This is a genomic window from Pseudomonas sp. NY15356 (assembly GCF_048068175.1).
GTDB lineage: Bacteria > Pseudomonadota > Gammaproteobacteria > Pseudomonadales > Pseudomonadaceae > Aquipseudomonas > Aquipseudomonas putida_K.
This window is the reverse complement of record NZ_JBLUPW010000016.1, coordinates 65,253-80,733: the sequence shown is the minus strand read 5'-3', so window position 1 is coordinate 80,733 and position 15,481 is coordinate 65,253. Positions and strand designations below refer to the sequence as shown.

Sequence of the window (15,481 nt, the reverse complement as noted above, 5' to 3'; positions counted from 1 at the left end):
GGCGATAAGCGTATATTCCTGCGAATCTTTGTTACCAAAACAGCGATAATCCGGCTTTAGTCTGAAGACCGCTTCGGTTACTTCATGTCACAATTTTGTCCTCTACCTTGAGAGTGACCCATGGACACCCTGCAAAACATGCGTGCTTTCAGTTGCGTGGCCCAGCTCGGCAGCTTCACTGCCGCCGCGGCGCAACTGGATACGACCACCGCGAACGTCTCGCGGGCGGTCTCCAACCTGGAAGCCCATCTGCAAACCCGGCTGCTCAACCGCACCACCCGGCGTATCGCCCTGACCGAGGCCGGCAAGCGCTACCTGATGCGCTGCGAACAGATCCTGACCTACGTCGAGGAGGCCGAGGCCGAGGCCAGCGACGCCCATGCCCGCCCCGCCGGCCAGTTGAAAGTGCACTCGATGACCGGCGTGGGCCAGCACTTCGTGGTCGATGCCATCGCCCGCTACCGCGACTCGCACCCGGACGTGACCTTCGACCTAACCATGGCCAACCGCGTGCCGGACCTGCTCGACGAAGGCTATGACGTGTCCATCGTGCTGGCCAGCGAACTGCCGGACTCCGGCTTCGTCTCCCAGCGCCTGGGCATTACCTACAGCATCGTCTGCGCATCGCCCGACTACGTGGCCAAGCATGGCACCGCGCACAAGCCCGCCGACCTGCTCAAGCATTCGTGTCTGCGCATGGTCAGCCCGGTGATCCCGCTGGAGAAATGGCTGTTCGACGGCCCGGAAGGCCAGGAAGTGGTCAACATCACCAGCTCGCCGTTCCAGGTGAACTCGGCCGATGCCATGAAGACCGCCATCCGCAGTGGCATGGGCGTGGGCGTGCTGCCGATCTATTCGGCCATCGACGGCCTGCGTGACGGCAGCATCGTACGGATCATGCCCGACTACCGCCTGCAGGAACTGAACCTGTATGCGATCTACCCGTCGCGCCAGTACCTGGATGCGAAGATCAAGACCTGGGTCGAGTACCTGCGCAACTCGCTGCCGGAGATCCTCGCGGCGCACGAGGCGGACCTCAAGACCCACGAGCTGTTGATCGCCAACTGAGAAAGCTGCTGCACGAGGACCAGAGACAATGGTAGGTTGCCGGTCACTCGTTCCAGGCAGTTGAACCTGGGGGGCTTTGCCCCCCATCGCGGCACAAGGCCGCTCCTACAGCTACAGCGCCCCCCTGTAGGAGCGGCCTTGTGCCGCGAAAGGGCCGCAATGCGGCCCCGTCTTCCTGCCTGACTCCGTTCCCCTGCCTTGCAGAGAAGTTGCCGATGAAAAAGACCGTCCTGGCCTTCAGCCGCATCACCCCGGCCATGGCCGAACGCCTGCAGCAAGACTTCAACGTGATCGTGCCCAACCCCAAGCTCGGTGACGTTGCCGCCCAGTTCAACGAAGCCCTGCCCGAGGCCCACGGCCTGATCGGCGTCGGTCGCAAGCTCGGCCGCGCGCAACTTGAGGGCGCGGCCAAGCTGGAGGTGGTGTCCAGCGTCTCGGTCGGCTACGACAACTACGACCTGGACTACTTCAACGAACGCGGCATCGCCCTGACCAACACCCCAGACGTACTCACCGAGAGCACCGCGGACCTTGCCTTCGCCCTGGTCATGGGGTGTGCTCGCCGGGTCGCCGAGCTGGACGCCTGGACCAAGGCCGGCCAGTGGCAGGCCACCGTCGGGTCGGCCCATTTCGGCAGCGATGTGCACGGCAAGACCCTGGGCATCGTCGGCCTGGGCAACATTGGTGCGGCCATTGCGCGCCGCGGCCGCTTCGGCTTCAACATGCAGGTGCTGTACAGCGGCAACAACCGCAAGCCGGCGTTGGAGCAGGAGCTGGGTGCCCAATACCGTAGCCTGGAGCAACTGCTGGCTGAAGCCGACTTCGTGTGCCTGGTGGTGCCGCTGTCACAGGCCACGCGCAAATTGATCGGCGCCCGCGAGCTGAAGCTGATGAAGCCCAGTGCGTTCCTGGTCAATGTGTCCCGTGGGCCGGTGGTGGACGAGGTGGCGTTGGTCGAGGCGTTGCAGAGCGGCACGATTCGCGGCGCCGGGTTGGACGTGTACGAGAAGGAGCCGCTGGCAGACTCGCCGCTGTTCAAGCTGCCCAACGCCCTGACCCTGCCTCACGTAGGCTCGGCCACCGCCGAAACCCGCGAGGCCATGGCCAACCGGGCGATCGACAACCTGCGGGCGGCGCTGCTGGGGGATCGGCCGCGTGACCTGGTGAACCCGCAGGTCTGGAAGGGCTAAGGCCTCGCAGATCCTGTGGGAGATTACCCAGCCCTTCGGGCTGCGCTGTGGGAGCGGGCTTGTCCCGCGATCAAGGGCGAAGCCCTTGCCATGCCACCCCGATGGCAGGGCCGGCCCAATCGCGGGACAAGCCCGCTCCCACCGGCCCCCGCTGTACCCTGCCCTCACCTGACAGCAACCGCATCGCCCACCTTGCTTGTCCTGGGCTTGCGAAACACCAGCACATTCCCCGCCATCACCGCCACCAGCCCCAACAGCGCCGACGCCGTCCACTGGTACCCTTCGGCCACCGCCGACACGTTCAACGCCACCAGCGGGAACAGCACCGTGCAATATGCCGCCCGCTCCGGCCCCATACGCCCCACCAACGTCAGGTAGGCGGTAAAACCGATCACCGAGCCCGGGATCACCAGGTACAGCAGCGAGCCGATATAGCGCGTGTTCCATTCCATGTCGAAGGGAATGCCGCTCGACAGGCAATAGACCGCCAGCATCGACGCACCGTATACCATGCCCCAGGCATTGGTGGTCATCGGCCTGAGGCCGGCCTTCTGCTGCAGGCTGGACAGCATGTTGCCCGCCGAGAAGCACAAGGTGCCAAGCAACGCCAAGCCCAGGCCATAGAGCGTCTGGCGGCTGGCACCATGGCTGGCCAGCTCCGGCCAGAACAGCAACCCCAGGCCCAGCAACCCCAGCGCGCCGCCACCCACTACGTTGGCGGCGATGCGCTGGCCGAAGAAGATTCGCGCATTCAGGGCATTCCACAGGGTGGCGGTGGAGAACACCACGGCGATCAGCCCGCTGGCGATCCATTGGCTGGCGGTGAGGAAACACATGAAGTTGACGCAGAACAGGCACAGCCCCTGCGCCAGGCAGACCAAGTGCCCACGCCTGCCCATCGGCTGCAGGCGACGGCTGAGCACAAGGATGGCGAACAGGATCAGGCCGGCCAGGGCGAAGCGGTAGACGATCGACACCGGGATGGCGACCACGCCCAACTGCAGTTTCAGGGCGATCCAGGTGGTGCCCCAGATCAGGACGGTGAGCAAATACAGCGACAGGTTCATGAGGTTTCTCCAGGCTACCTGAACGGGGCCGCGGTGCGGCCCTCGCCGGGTACCAGTCTCTGCTCGCTTTCGATTGCCCCGCTTGCACAAACTTGCGCTTTTCCCGCCACGGGGGCTGCCAGCCACCCAGCGCCGCAGTAGGATGGCGTCGAGAGGAATCGCCCATGACGCCACTGACCCAGCTGCAAGTCTTCAATGCCATGCACGCCTCGCCCCATGCCCGCCTGGAACTGAGCGCGCAGCTGGGTGACGGCCTGGCTGCAGCCTTGTGGAGCAACCGCAACGACGCCCGCGACTACCAGTCGCCCAGCCACCATACCCTGTCCTGCTACATCGCCGACGGCACTGGAATCTTCCGTCGCCAGCGCCCGGCGGACAAAGGCGCACCGGACAAGCTGTGCATCATGCCCGCCGGCCACGAATCCAACTGGGTAGTCAACGGTGCGGTCCGCCTGGCCCACCTGTACGTCAGCGAGGCACAGTTCGCCCTCGGCTGCATCCGCCTGCTCGACCGAGACCCCCGGGAGATGCAGTTGCAGGAGGCGACATTCCTCGACGACCCGCTACAGGCCCGACGCTTCCGCCAACTGGTAGCCATGGACTGGGACGAACCTGGCGAACGCCTGCTGGCCAGCAGCCTGGCCCATGAAATCATCGACCATGCCGTGCTCTGCCAGGCCGGGTTGCGCCAGGGGCTGCGCTTGAAAGGCGGGCTGGCGCCGCATCAACGTCGGCAACTGGTCGATTACATCGAAGCGCACCTGGAGCAGCCCATCACCCTGGGGGAGTTGGCCCTGCGCTGCAACCTGTCCGAATACCATTTCGCCCGCATGTTCCGCGCAAGCTTCGGCCTGCCGCCGCACCAGTACCTGCTGGCGCGGCGCCTGCACCGGGCCTGCGGGCTGCTGCGCCTGGGCCCGTTGCCGCTGGGCGAAGTGGCGCTGCTGTGTGGGTTCGCCAGTGCCAGCCATTTCAGCAACCGGTTTCGCCAGGCACTGGGGGCGACGCCTGGGGAATACAGGGCGGCGTTCAGTCGCTGAAGGTGCGATCGCGGGGCAAGTCGGACCGCCGCTCCCACAAGGGATGCGTATCACCGGCTCGCGGGCTGGATTTGCAACAGGAAATTTATTTTCCGGAGGGGGTTGATTTCGCTTCGCCGTTGCCTGACTTTAGAGTCAAGAGGCGAAGAAATTCCAAGGGCCTCAGTGGCCTAGGCGCGCCTCTTGCGAGCAAGCTGAATAAGGATTGAATCATGCAAATCCAGGTCAACAGCAGCAACCACATCGAAAGCAACATCCGGCTCAATGAGTGGGTCCGCAGTACGCTGGAAAGCAGCCTCGAACGCTACGAGGACGACCTTACCCGCATCGAGGTCCACCTGCGCGACGAGAACGGCACCAAGCCCGGCCCGCATGACAAACGCTGCCAGATGGAGGCTCGCCCGAAAGGCCATCAACCGATTTCCGTGACCCATACCGCCACTTCGTTGGACCAGGCGATCGATGGCGCCGCCAGCAAGCTGAACAATGCGCTGGAACACTTCTACGGCAAGTTGCGCAGCAAACGTGGCGTGCTGCAGCTGAGTGACCCCGAAGCCTGACCCCCTGTAGGGCACGGCAACGCCCGGCTACATGCCGGGCGTTTTCGTTTCCGCTGGTCAGCCTTCCTGAACCAACCTGGCGTTCACCCGGTCAACCCCTGCAGTCATTCTTCGCAGACAACGACCATGCACAATCCATTCGACCAGATCAGCGACGCCTTCGCCCCCGACTATCGGGTCAACCTGAGTATCGAAAGCCTGGATGGCAGCATCATGCTCACGCTCTCGGACGACAATGGGGTAGCGGCCAAGCGGTTGATCACCCCCGCCCAGCGCAACGACCCGCAGCGCCTGCAGCGTGTCATCGACAGCATCCGCCTGGGCCTGGCCACGGACCACCACGGCAGCGCGGTTAAAATCCTCGCCAGCCTGCCACGCACACAGTCGCAGGCTGCCACGCATTCAGCGCGATAGCAGCAGGCTGTCTATGGCTCGCTCGAAGTCGGACAAGCGCAAGCCACGTACACGCGATGCCGGGTCGAAGGTGGCCGGTGCGTGGAAAAAGCCGACCAGCCCTTGGTCGTAGGTTGGGACTTCCTCGCGCTCGACCCAGTATTCAGCCTCCTCGACCAAGGTGCGGACACTCACCACTTCTTCGTCGATGACATCGGCGATTTCGTTGAGGTAGGTGGCGTCCGGATCAATGCCCAGGGGGAGAAAGAACGCGCTCAGGTATTGGCGGATCTCGTCGGTCAGCAGGTAGTCGTCAAAGCTCATGTTGATATCCAGGGCGGCGCGCAAACCTCACGCCCCCTTGGCGTGATCCCAGGCCGCGGCCACGCCCCGGATTTCACAACCCTGCCCGCCCCGACCGGCGTTAGCGGCATACCACCCTTACTTGCCGTCTTCCACTTCCTTGCCGTTGGCATCGAGCACCTTGGTGGAGGGATAGCGGTACGAGGCGTAACGCACCACCAGGATGGAAAACGCCAGCAACAGGATGCCACCGCACAGGTACAGCAGCCCAACGTCGGGTGCCTTGTGGTGCGAGACGTCGCCGATCAGCAGGCGGGTCAAGGCGGTGATCGCCACGTACAGCAGGAAGCGGATCGGCATGTGGTTGGTCTTGAAGTAGATCCCGACCATCGCCCCCAGCTCCAGGTAGATGAACAGCAGCAGGATGTCATCGACGCTGACCCCACCCTTGCCCAGCATGTCCAGGAAAGTCATCACCGCCGCGTAGGCCGTGATGGCACCGATGCCGAACAACGCCAGGTAGTGGAAACCCTCGACACACAGGTTGCCCAGCGAGTCGGCGGAGCCGTGCAGGCCCTTGCGCAGTTTTTCTGCCCATTTGATGTTCACGATGTTCGATTCCCCGATACGAGCTGAAGGATGATGCGTCACGCCTGTGACGCTTTTGCATGCAGTTAAAAGGCCAGGCCCTTGGCTTGGAAGGCGACCGATTGCCGCAAGGCACGCTAGTGGAAAAAAGGCCATCACCGTGGTTGCATCTGCATGGCCTGACCGGATACTGTATATGCATACAGCAAACCGCAACCCACAGCAAAAGGCACAGAGGTGATGAATGGCCGTCGAAGTGGTGTACCGCAGCAGCCGCGACCCGGAGCGCTTGTTCATGGATAAGGCCGAGGCAGACCGTCACGATAAAATGCTCGAACTGGCCGAGCGCCTGGCCGACGTGTTGCACAAGGCGGTGCCGTCGCTGACCGAGCAGCAGGTCGAGGAGGCCGGTATCTATATGGCCAAGAACCGCGATGTATTCGCCCGGGCGTTCAAGAACCAGCCGGATGCGTTGGCGGAACTGCTTGAGGGCGGTACGGAGTAGGGACTGGAGTGTGCAATTGCGCCCGTACAGGCAACACCGGCTCACCCATACAGCAACCGCTCCGCCAGCATCTGCGCCACCCTGGCCGGCGAGCGTTTTTCCGCCTGGGCATGGGCGAACACTTCGGTCAGCCGCGTGGGGATGCGCGCCAGGTGCGAGGTGATCGTCCCCAGGTTCTCGCCTCGGTGGGTCAGCGCCACGTAGATCAGGCCTCCGGCATTGATCACATAGTCCGGGGCATAGAGGATGCCACGTTTTTCCAGTTGGTCGGCCACCTGCAGCGTGGTCAGCTGGTTGTTCGCTGCCCCGGCCACCGCCGCACAGCGCAACTGCATCACGCTCTGGCCGTTGAGCACCGGACCCACGCCGCATGGCGCGAAGATATCGCAAGGGGTGTTGACCAACGCTTCGCTGGCGACCGGGTGGGCCCCCAACTGCTCCACTGCCAGGCGCACGCGCCCTGGGTCCAGGTCGCTGACCAGCAACTCCGCACCCGCCGCATGCAGTTGTTCGGCCAGGGCATAGCCGACATTGCCCAATCCCTGCACCGCTATCCGCAACCCTTCGAGGTTGTCGCTGCCCAGGCGTGCCATGGACGTGGCACGGATGCCGGCGAACACGCCCATGGCCGCGTGCGGTGAAGGGTCGCCCGAGGCGGTGGTACTGGTGACGTGGGGGGTGCTCTGGGCGATACAGTCCATGTCCAGGGTCGAGGTGCCGCTGTCCACGGCCGTGATGAAACGCCCTTGCAGGCTGTCGACGAAACGACCGAACGCCTCGAACAGCGCCGCACGGTTTTCCACATGGGGGTTACGCACGATCACCGCCTTGCCGCCCCCCAACGGCAGGCCGGCCAATGCCGCCTTGTAGCTCATACCCTGGGCCAGGCGGATGGCATCGGTCATGGCACTTTCGTCATCGGCGTATGGCAAGTAGCGGCAGCCGCCCATGGCTGGCCCCAGTTGCTCACTGTGAATCACCACCACGGCCTTCAGGCCCGTGGGCGGATCGATGCACAGGTGCAGCGACTGGGTACGGGTGCTTTGCATGAGCGCGAACATCAACGGGCTCCCCAGAGAGGTGCTCCTACCAGTATAGGCAGCCCGCCAAGGCCTGATCCCCCGGCGGACCACTGGACGAAAGCACCCGCCAGGGCTAAAAGATAAGCGTATGTGGAGATGCCCATGAACCCACGCCAAGCCTGCCTGGCCTGCCTGGATCGCGAACCTGTCGCCCTGCTGGAAGCCACGCTGTGGATAGCTGCCGAACACGACCGGTCGCTGGACCCGGCGCCGAGCCTCGCCCATCTGCAGGACCTGCAACGGGAGATCAGCACGCAGTTGCCGCTCCTGCCCCTGCACGAGCTGGCCCAGCCGCTGCTGCGTCAACTCAGCGCCCTGGGCTTCCAACAGGACGAGTACCACCCCTTGCGGCCTCAGGTGGCGTTGATGGACAAGGTCCTGCAACGTCGTCGCGGCCAGCCGCTGACCCTGGCCATCCTCGCCCTGGAGCTGGCGCGACGCCTGTCGATACCGCTGGAAGGGGTGAACTTCCCCGGCCATTTCCTGCTCCGGGTGCCCGGTGCCGATCACCTGCTCGACCCCTGCGGCGGCCGGCGCCTGTACCCGGCGGACTGCCGTGAGCTGCTGGCCCGCCAGTTCGGCCCGCACATGCCGCTGACCGCCGAACACATGCGCAGCGCCACCCCCGCGCAGATGCTCCAACGCCTGTCGCGCAACCTGCGCCACCTGCACGGTAGCAACGACAATGCCCTGGCCGCGCTGGTCGACGCCGAACGGGTGATGCAGCTGGGCCCTGTGCTGGTCAGCGACTATTTGGCCCGGGCCACGCTCTATCAGCAACTGGACTGCCCCCAGGCCGAACGCTACGACCTGGAGCATGCCCTGCTACTGACCGACGACCCGGTACAGCGCCTGAAACTGAGTGAACGCCTTGGCCAACTGCCGTCGGCCAAGCGTTCGATTCACTGAGCCGGCGTGTCCGGTTGGCGGGAAGGATGCGCCTTGGCAAAGGCCGGGTGCGCCTCGGCCAAGGCCTTCACGCGGCGAATCCGCGGGTAGCCCGCGAGGTCGACGTTGAAGCGCTCGGCAGCGTACAGCTGCGGGATCAGGTACACATCCGCCAGGCCCGGCTGGTCGCCGAAGCAGAAGCCCTCGTCGCCGATCAGTTGCTCCACCGCGGCAAGGCCCTGGCCGACCCAATGGGCGATCCATTGGTTGACCTGGGTTTCGTCATGCCCCAGCTGGCGTAGCTGGTTGAGCACGCTGACGTTGTGCAGCGGGTGGACATCGCAACCGATGATCGCCGCCACGCCACGCACCTTGGCCCGCGCCTCGGCCGCCGTGGGCAACAACGGCACCTGTGGATAAGCCTCCTCCAGGTACTCGATGATGGCCGGCGACTGCACCAGCAGCTCGCCGCCGTCGGTGCGCAGGGCCGGCACGCGCCCTTGCGGGTTGAGTGCCAGGTAGCCTGCGCCACGCTGTTCGCCCTTGAGCAGGTTGACTGGCAGGGCCTGGTAGTCCAGGCCTTTGAGCGCCAGGGCGATGCGTATCCGGTACGACGACGTGGAACGGAAATAGGTGAACAGCTCCATGCGCCCTGCCCCTCAGTTGGCCGAGATGACTTTGCCGCGGCACTCGCCGAAGCCGATGCTCGCCACACCGTCACGGGTGCAGCGAGCGCGCAGGATGACTTCGTCGCCGTCCTCGAGGAACTTGCGCACCTCGCCGCTGGCCAGCTCCACCGGGTGCTTGCCGCCCTCGGTGATCTCCAGCAGGCTGCCGAACGAACCCGGCGCCGAGCCGGACAAGGTGCCCGAGCCGAGCAGGTCGCCTGGCTGCAGCTGGCAGCCGTTGACGCTGTGGTGGGCGACCATCTGCGCCACGGTCCAGTACATGCTGCGGGTGTTGCTCAGGGTCAGGCGATGGGCCGGCAGGCCCTGCTCGCGCATGCGCTCGGTGAGCAGCAGCACTTCCAGTTCGATGTCGAAGGCGCCAGCGGCCTGGTCACGCTCGTCCAGCAGGTAGGGCAGCGGCTGCGGGTCGCCTTCCGGACGCTTGGCCTGGGCACAGCGGAACGGCTCCAGCGCCTCGGCGGTGACCACCCACGGCGAGATGGTGGTGATGAAGCTCTTGGACAGGAACGGGCCCAGCGGCTGGTATTCCCAGGCCTGGATGTCGCGCGCCGACCAGTCGTTGAGCAGGCAGTAGCCGGCCACGTGCTCGGCGGCGTCGCCTACCGGAATGGACTGGCCCATGTCGTTGCCCTGGCCGATCCAGATACCCAGCTCCAGTTCGTAGTCCAGACGCGCGCAGGGGCCGAAGTTCGGCTCGGCCTGCCCGGCCGGCAAGGTCTGGCCCTTGGGCCGGCGCACGTCGGCGCCGCTGGGGCGGATGGTCGAGGCGCGGCCGTGATAGCCGATAGGCACGTACTTGTAGTTGGGCAGCAGCGGGTTGTCGGGGCGGAACAACTTGCCGACGTTCTTGGCGTGCTCGATGCCCACGTAGAAGTCGGTGTAGTCGCCGATCTTCGCCGGCAGGTGCAGTTGGCACTCGCTGGCCGGATGCAGCGCAGCCTTCAGCGCGTCCTGATGTTCGCTGTGCTCGCCGAGCAGGGCCAGCAGGCGTTCGCGCAGGGCGACACGGGCTGGACGGCCGAGGGCGAAGAAGGCGTTCAGCGCACCGCCACGGGTGGCCTCCACGGCAGCCTTGGCCTGGCCATCGAACAGGCCGGCAGCCAGCACCGCTTCCAGGTCGAGAATGGCGTCGCCGATGGCCACACCGCAACGCGGTGCCTGGCCAGGGCGGCTGAAGATGCCCAGGGGCAGGTTCTGCAGCGGGAAGTCGCTGTGCCCATTGGCGTGCTCGACCCAGCTACGGGCGATGGCGGTCTGGTTCATGGGTTATCTCCGATTCGGGTTGAAGGTGCTCGGCAAGGTGGCCCAGCAACTATCGTAGTCGGCCTGCAACTGCGGGCACTCGAGGGCGTGCAGACTCGGACGCAGCACCTGGCTGGTCTCGAACATGAAGGCCATGGTGTTGTCGATCTTGTGCGGCGCCAGGTCGGCGGCGATGGCCTTCTCACAGGTTTCCGCATCCGGCCCGTGGGCGCTCATCACGCCGTGCAGCGAGGCACCACCGGGCAGGAAACCTTCTGCCTTGGCATCGTAGGCACCCTGGATCAGGCCCATGAACTCGTTCATCAGATTGCGGTGGAACCACGGTGGACGGAAGGTGTTCTCGGCCACCATCCAGCGTGGCGGGAAGATCACGAAGTCCATGTTGGCCAGGCCGTGGACGCTGGTCGGCGAGGTCAGCACGGTGAAAATGGACGGGTCCGGGTGGTCGAAGCTGACCGTGCCGATGGTGTTGAAGCGGCGCAGGTCGTACTTGTAGGGCACGTTGTTGCCATGCCAGGCGACCACGTCCAGCGGCGAATGCTGCAGCTCACAGGCCCAGTGCTCGCCAAGGAACTTCTGCACCAGCTGCACGGGCCCTGTGGCCTCTTCGTAGTGCGCTGCCGGGGTGAGGAAGTCGCGCGGGTTGGCCAGGCCGTTGCTGCCGATCGGGCCCAGATCCGGGAGGCGCAGCGGTGCGCCATGGTTCTCGGCGATGTAGCCGCGGGCCTGGCCGTCGAGCAGCTCGACCCGGAACTTCATGCCACGCGGGATCACTGCGATCTCCAGCGGCTCGACCTGCATCACGCCAAGCTCGGTGGCGATGCGCAGGCGGCCGTGCTCCGGTACCAGCAACAGCTCGCCGTCGGCGTTGAAGAACACCCGCTCCATGGAGCGGGTGGCGCGATAGATGTAAATGCTCACGCCGGCCGGCTTCTCGGCGGCCGAGTTGGCCACCATGGGCAGCCAGCCGTCGATGAAATCGGTGGGCTCGGCGGGGATCGGCTGCGGGCTCCAGCGCAGGCGGTTGGGCGTGGAGGCGCCCAGCGGACCGGCCAGCGGCTGGCGCTCGAGGCGCTCGAAGCGCGGGTGCAGCGCAGAGGGGCGGATGCGGTACAGCCAGGTACGACGCTGTTCGCTGCGGGCCATGGTGAACGCTGTGCCCGAAAGCAGTTCGGCGTACAGGCCGTAGGGCGCTTTCTGCGGAGAGTTCTGCCCGACCGGCAGTGCGCCGGGCAGCGCTTCACTGGCGAATTCGTTGCCGAAGCCGCTCAGGTACTGAAGGTCTGGGGAAGAGTCGCGGGTCATCGGTGCCTCCGGGCTCGATGGGAGCCGTTGTGGGCAGCTGGCTGTGGGCCTGCTGCTGCATTCGAGCGAGCGATCCAGGCATGGCAGCACGTCTGCATTGTTTTTATCGTAATCAGATTACGAATAACGTAATTTGATTGCCGAAAGGCGTCAAGCTATAAAGACGCCCACCTGTCTCCCTGGATACCCGCACCATGACCAAAGCCAGCTCCCCTGCCGACAACGGCAAGCAGAAGGTTCGCTCGGCGGAAGTCGGCACCGACATACTCAAGGCGCTTGCCGAGCTCTCCCCGTCCACCTCGCTGTCACGCCTGGCCGAACATGTGGGGATGCCGGCGAGCAAGGTGCACCGCTACCTGCAGGCCTTGATCGCCAGCGGCTTCGCCGAGCAGGACCCGGCCACCAATCACTACGGCCTGGGCCGTGAGGCACTGCGGGTGGGCATGGCGGCGCTGGGCAGCATCGACGTATTGAAGGTGGCGGCACTGCCGCTGTCGCAACTGCGCGACGAGCTCAACGAAAGCTGCTTCATCGCCGTGTGGGGTAACCAGGGGGCGACGGTCGTGACCATCGAACCTGCAGTGCGGGCGGTGACGGTGGTGACCCAGATCGGCTCGGTGCTGCCGTTGCTGAGCTCCTCCACCGGCCTGGTATTCGCGGCCCACTTGCCGGAGCGGGAGACGGTGGAGCTGCGCGAGCAGGAGTTGGCGGCGATGAACCAGGTGTATGGCGACTACGAGCCGTTGCTGGCGCAGATTCGCGAGCGCGGCCTGCACCACGTGCATGGCCTGCTGATGCCGGGCGTGGACGCCCTGTCGGCGCCGGTGTTCAACGCCATGGGGCAGATTGCAGCGGTGATGACCGTGGTCGGCCCGACCTCGATCTTCCATGCCGATGAACACGGCCCGGCGGCCAAGCGGCTGCTGGCGGCGACCCAGGCCACCAGCTGGCGGATGGGTTATGCGCCCTGCCCTGTTAAACCGGCCAGCACTGCGTCCCTGTAGGAGCGGGCTCGCCCCGCGATCGGCTGCGCAGCAGCCGTAAAATCAGACATCCCGATATAACAGGCCGACCGAGCCCGGCGGAGTTTGCGGCTGCTTTGCAGCCGATCGCGGGACAAGCCCGCTCAGGTAATCACTTTTACCCAAAACGTAAAGGTGAATGTCCGAAGCAGCTATTTTTCCTACGCCATCAAGCGCTTATTCTGATCTCACTGGCTGGCACGAAGGGCTCTACCCCCTGCCTTTCGCGCCTGCAAGGTTCACCGACGTTGATTTTGAAGCTCCTTGATCTAACGTCTCGATTGGCCGCTGCGTCTGCAGCGGCCTTTTTTATGCCCGCAAGAATCACCCCGCTACGACCAGGCGACCTTCTGCGGGGCATAACTCACAGGCTGCTCGCGAAACGCCAGGTAGTGCCGCAACACCTGGTGTGGTGCCTCGGTATGCGGGTAATGCCCGATACCCGGCAACGCTACGGTGTCCGCCGCCGGCACCAATTGCCGGTAGCGCTCGAGCATGCGCGCGCCGGAGATCGGGTCGGCCACACCGTTGATGAAGCGCAGCGGCACACAGCGGCGCAGCAACGCGCCGACCCACCGCTCGCGGTGCTGCCTGCGCTCGGGCAGATAGCCGATCAGCTTGTGCAGGATGCGCGTGCCCTGGTTGGCGACGATCAGGCTCCAGTAATCGTCCAAGGCACTTTCGCTGGGGTGGGTGCACGGGCCATAGATATGGCTGACATTGCGCACCAGGTCGTCGCGCCCGAAGCTGCGGCCCACCAGCCAGCCCAACGGGCTGAGCAGCAGTTTCTGCACCAGCAGCACCTGGTAGCACTCCGGGAACAGGCCGCTGTTGAGGAACGCGCAACTGGCGATTTCGATGCGCAGCTCGCAGTGCCGCGCCAGCAGCTCCTGGGCGACGCTGCCGCCATAATCATGGGCCAGCAGGTGCACGGGCTGGTCGACGTCCAGGTAGGCGAGCAGTGCCTGTTGCAGGTCGGCCTGCTCCATGAGGCTGTAGTCATGGTCCAGAGGCTTGGCTGAATCGCCGAAGCCGAGCATGTCGCAGGCGATCACGCGAAAACGTTGGGTCAAGGGCGTCCACAGGTAATGCCAATCCCAGCTGGCCGTGGGGAAACCGTGTAGTAGCAGCAGTGGCTCTCCTTGCCCTGCGGTCCAATAGCGGATGGTCTGGCCCCGAAAGGCAAAATTCTGGGCTCGGGTACGCCAGACGCACAAAGGTATCTCTGCCAGTGGCATCAGAATTGTCCCGGTGGTTACGTGTTGGCGAAAAGGCAGGCGGCGTTCGCGGCCCGCCCTTGGGCACTTGGATGTGCGCTCTATGTAGAGCCTCAGTCTAGTCAGCCCACCGGGTGGCGGAACTTGCGTTGGCAGCCAGCTTGCTGGCTTTGCGGGTCAGGGGTACGAACGGTCAGAGCAGCATGGCCAACAATGGGGCGGCGAACAGGTTGAGCAGGCCGGTCAGGACCATGACCAGGCCGGCGACCGAGCCTTCCTCGCGCCCTACCTCCTGGGCCCGGCTGACGCCGGCGCCATGGGCCCCCACGCCAAACAGCGCACCGCGGGCCAGGGGCGTGCGCAGCGGTAGCACACGCAGCAGGATGCCGCCGAACATCGCGCCCAGCACGCCGGTGAACATGACGAACACGGCCGTCAGTTCCGGCACACCGCCCAGGTCCTGGGCCAGCGGCATGGCGAAAGGCGTGGTGATCGAGCGCGGCACCAACGACAGGCTGACCGCATCATCCAGCGCCAACAAGTGCGCCAGGCTCCAGGAGCTGCCGATCGAGGCCAGGCTGCCGGCGAGCATACCGACCAGCAAAGCTGGCCAATGGCGCGCCAGCATTGCCCGTTGCTGCCAGATCGGCACGGCGAAGGCCACGGTCGCCGGGCCCAGCACCCCCATCAGCCAGTGGGTGTTGCGGGCGTACTCGGCGTAGGCGGTGTGCAACGGCACAGCGACGGCCAACAGCACCGCCGGCACCAGGATCAGCGGTGACAATACGTAGCGCCCGCTGCGGCGGTACAACCAACGGCTGCCGAGGTAGGCAAGCACTGTCAGGGCAAGCCAGAACAGCGGCATGGGTTCAAGGCTCATGACGCAACCTCCAGCGGCATACCAGCTCCACCGTGACGGCCGTGACCACCATCACCAGCACGGTGCTCATGGCGATCACCAGCAGGATGCGCCAGCCCTCGCTGCGCAGCAGGCTGCCATAGTCGAGCAGGCTCATCAGGGCGGGAATGAAGAACAACAGCATCTCCGCCATCAGCCAGCCAGCACCCAGCTGGAGCATGGACGGCTTGAGCACGCCGAAGGCGAACAACAGCAACAGCAGCGCCAGCCCCATCACCCCACCGGGAATGGGCCAGCCAAGCCAGGTGGACAGCTGGCCGCCGAGCAGGAACAAGACCAGTAACACCGCCAGTTCGGTGAGCAGGCGCAGGCTTTTTTTCAGTAACGCAGGGTTCATCAGACAGGTCCTCGAGAGGCTCCCATTCTAGATTTGCGCTGCCCA

Annotated in this window: 18 protein-coding genes; 8 read left to right on the top strand and 10 right to left on the bottom strand. The window is 65.0% G+C overall.

Features of this window, described 5'->3' with window-relative positions:
• Positions 1 to 120: 120 nt before the first annotated feature.
• Both ACNFCI_RS14630 and ACNFCI_RS14625 read left to right on the top strand, forming a co-directional pair.
• Entirely contained in the window at positions 121 to 1,068 is a 948-nt protein-coding gene (locus ACNFCI_RS14630; RefSeq protein ID WP_084857133.1) for a LysR family transcriptional regulator, read from the top strand.
• Between the two features lie 215 nt (positions 1,069 to 1,283).
• Positions 1,284 to 2,258 carry a 2-hydroxyacid dehydrogenase gene (locus ACNFCI_RS14625; protein ID WP_368829361.1) on the top strand — a complete coding sequence of 325 codons (975 nt, stop codon included), beginning with the start codon at positions 1,284 to 1,286 and terminating at the stop codon, positions 2,256 to 2,258.
• Positions 2,259 to 2,422: 164 nt separating this feature from the next.
• Here the strand turns inward: ACNFCI_RS14625 and ACNFCI_RS14620 are convergent, their stop codons facing one another.
• Complete coding sequence (locus ACNFCI_RS14620) at positions 2,423 to 3,325, bottom strand: DMT family transporter (protein ID WP_368829362.1); 903 nt, start codon at positions 3,323 to 3,325, stop codon at positions 2,423 to 2,425.
• Between the two features lie 164 nt (positions 3,326 to 3,489).
• Here ACNFCI_RS14620 and ACNFCI_RS14615 point away from each other — a divergent pair, with 164 nt between their 5' ends.
• The 3 genes from ACNFCI_RS14615 to ACNFCI_RS14605 all read left to right on the top strand — a co-directional run bounded on the left by ACNFCI_RS14615 (position 3,490) and on the right by ACNFCI_RS14605 (position 5,339).
• The gene (locus ACNFCI_RS14615) at positions 3,490 to 4,365 is read left to right on the top strand and encodes a helix-turn-helix domain-containing protein (protein WP_368829363.1); all 876 of its coding nucleotides are present in this window, start codon (positions 3,490 to 3,492) and stop codon (positions 4,363 to 4,365) included.
• Between the two features lie 212 nt (positions 4,366 to 4,577).
• Positions 4,578 to 4,925 carry an HPF/RaiA family ribosome-associated protein gene (locus ACNFCI_RS14610; RefSeq protein WP_368829364.1) on the top strand — a complete coding sequence of 116 codons (348 nt, stop codon included), beginning with the start codon at positions 4,578 to 4,580 and terminating at the stop codon, positions 4,923 to 4,925.
• 126 nt (positions 4,926 to 5,051) lie between these two features.
• The gene (locus ACNFCI_RS14605; protein WP_084857123.1) at positions 5,052 to 5,339 is read left to right on the top strand and encodes a DUF3509 domain-containing protein; all 288 of its coding nucleotides are present in this window, start codon (positions 5,052 to 5,054) and stop codon (positions 5,337 to 5,339) included.
• Here the strand turns inward: ACNFCI_RS14605 and ACNFCI_RS14600 are convergent.
• Positions 5,328 to 5,642, bottom strand: a complete 315-nt coding sequence (locus tag ACNFCI_RS14600; protein ID WP_143515213.1) for a hypothetical protein — start codon at positions 5,640 to 5,642, stop codon at positions 5,328 to 5,330. The two genes, ACNFCI_RS14605 and ACNFCI_RS14600, sit on opposite strands and share 12 nt — an antisense overlap.
• Positions 5,643 to 5,759: 117 nt before the next feature.
• A complete protein-coding gene (locus tag ACNFCI_RS14595; RefSeq protein ID WP_084857119.1) occupies positions 5,760 to 6,230 on the bottom strand; it encodes a phosphate-starvation-inducible protein PsiE in 471 nt (156 codons plus the stop codon).
• A gap of 223 nt (positions 6,231 to 6,453) precedes the next feature.
• Here ACNFCI_RS14595 and ACNFCI_RS14590 point away from each other — a divergent pair, with 223 nt between their 5' ends.
• Positions 6,454 to 6,714 (top strand): YebG family protein, encoded by a 261-nt coding sequence (locus ACNFCI_RS14590; protein ID WP_224457978.1) that lies wholly within the window; start codon positions 6,454 to 6,456, stop codon positions 6,712 to 6,714.
• 41 nt (positions 6,715 to 6,755) lie between these two features.
• On the opposite strand, the gene ACNFCI_RS14585 is transcribed toward ACNFCI_RS14590, so the two are convergent.
• The gene (locus ACNFCI_RS14585) at positions 6,756 to 7,775 is read right to left on the bottom strand and encodes a Leu/Phe/Val dehydrogenase (protein ID WP_084857114.1); all 1,020 of its coding nucleotides are present in this window, start codon (positions 7,773 to 7,775) and stop codon (positions 6,756 to 6,758) included.
• 123 nt (positions 7,776 to 7,898) lie between these two features.
• Between ACNFCI_RS14585 and ACNFCI_RS14580 the strand changes: the two genes are divergently transcribed.
• Positions 7,899 to 8,705 (top strand): SirB1 family protein, encoded by an 807-nt coding sequence (locus ACNFCI_RS14580; RefSeq protein WP_084857113.1) that lies wholly within the window; start codon positions 7,899 to 7,901, stop codon positions 8,703 to 8,705.
• On the opposite strand, the gene maiA is transcribed toward ACNFCI_RS14580, so the two are convergent.
• The 3 genes from maiA to hmgA are packed head-to-tail and all read right to left on the bottom strand — an operon-like array spanning position 8,699 to position 11,941.
• The gene (gene maiA, locus ACNFCI_RS14575) at positions 8,699 to 9,331 is read right to left on the bottom strand and encodes a maleylacetoacetate isomerase (protein WP_368829365.1); all 633 of its coding nucleotides are present in this window, start codon (positions 9,329 to 9,331) and stop codon (positions 8,699 to 8,701) included. The two genes, ACNFCI_RS14580 and maiA, sit on opposite strands and share 7 nt — an antisense overlap.
• Positions 9,332 to 9,343: 12 nt before the next feature.
• On the bottom strand, positions 9,344 to 10,636 hold the full coding sequence (gene fahA, locus ACNFCI_RS14570; protein WP_324816119.1) for a fumarylacetoacetase: 1,293 nt from the start codon (positions 10,634 to 10,636) through the stop codon (positions 9,344 to 9,346).
• Between the two features lie 3 nt (positions 10,637 to 10,639).
• Positions 10,640 to 11,941, bottom strand: coding sequence for a homogentisate 1,2-dioxygenase (gene hmgA, locus ACNFCI_RS14565; protein ID WP_368829366.1), 1,302 nt, complete (start codon positions 11,939 to 11,941; stop codon positions 10,640 to 10,642).
• Positions 11,942 to 12,135: 194 nt separating this feature from the next.
• Here hmgA and ACNFCI_RS14560 point away from each other — a divergent pair, with 194 nt between their 5' ends.
• Positions 12,136 to 12,945 carry an IclR family transcriptional regulator gene (locus ACNFCI_RS14560; protein ID WP_084857105.1) on the top strand — a complete coding sequence of 270 codons (810 nt, stop codon included), beginning with the start codon at positions 12,136 to 12,138 and terminating at the stop codon, positions 12,943 to 12,945.
• A gap of 350 nt (positions 12,946 to 13,295) precedes the next feature.
• On the opposite strand, the gene ACNFCI_RS14555 is transcribed toward ACNFCI_RS14560, so the two are convergent.
• From ACNFCI_RS14555 to ACNFCI_RS14545, 3 genes are all read right to left on the bottom strand, one after another.
• Positions 13,296 to 14,201, bottom strand: coding sequence for an alpha/beta fold hydrolase (locus ACNFCI_RS14555; RefSeq protein ID WP_084857103.1), 906 nt, complete (start codon positions 14,199 to 14,201; stop codon positions 13,296 to 13,298).
• Between the two features lie 172 nt (positions 14,202 to 14,373).
• A complete protein-coding gene (locus ACNFCI_RS14550; protein WP_084857101.1) occupies positions 14,374 to 15,060 on the bottom strand; it encodes an LrgB family protein in 687 nt (228 codons plus the stop codon).
• Positions 15,050 to 15,436 (bottom strand): CidA/LrgA family protein, encoded by a 387-nt coding sequence (locus tag ACNFCI_RS14545; protein WP_368829367.1) that lies wholly within the window; start codon positions 15,434 to 15,436, stop codon positions 15,050 to 15,052. Before ACNFCI_RS14545 ends, ACNFCI_RS14550 begins: the two co-directional genes overlap by 11 nt.
• Positions 15,437 to 15,481: the final 45 nt, after the last annotated feature.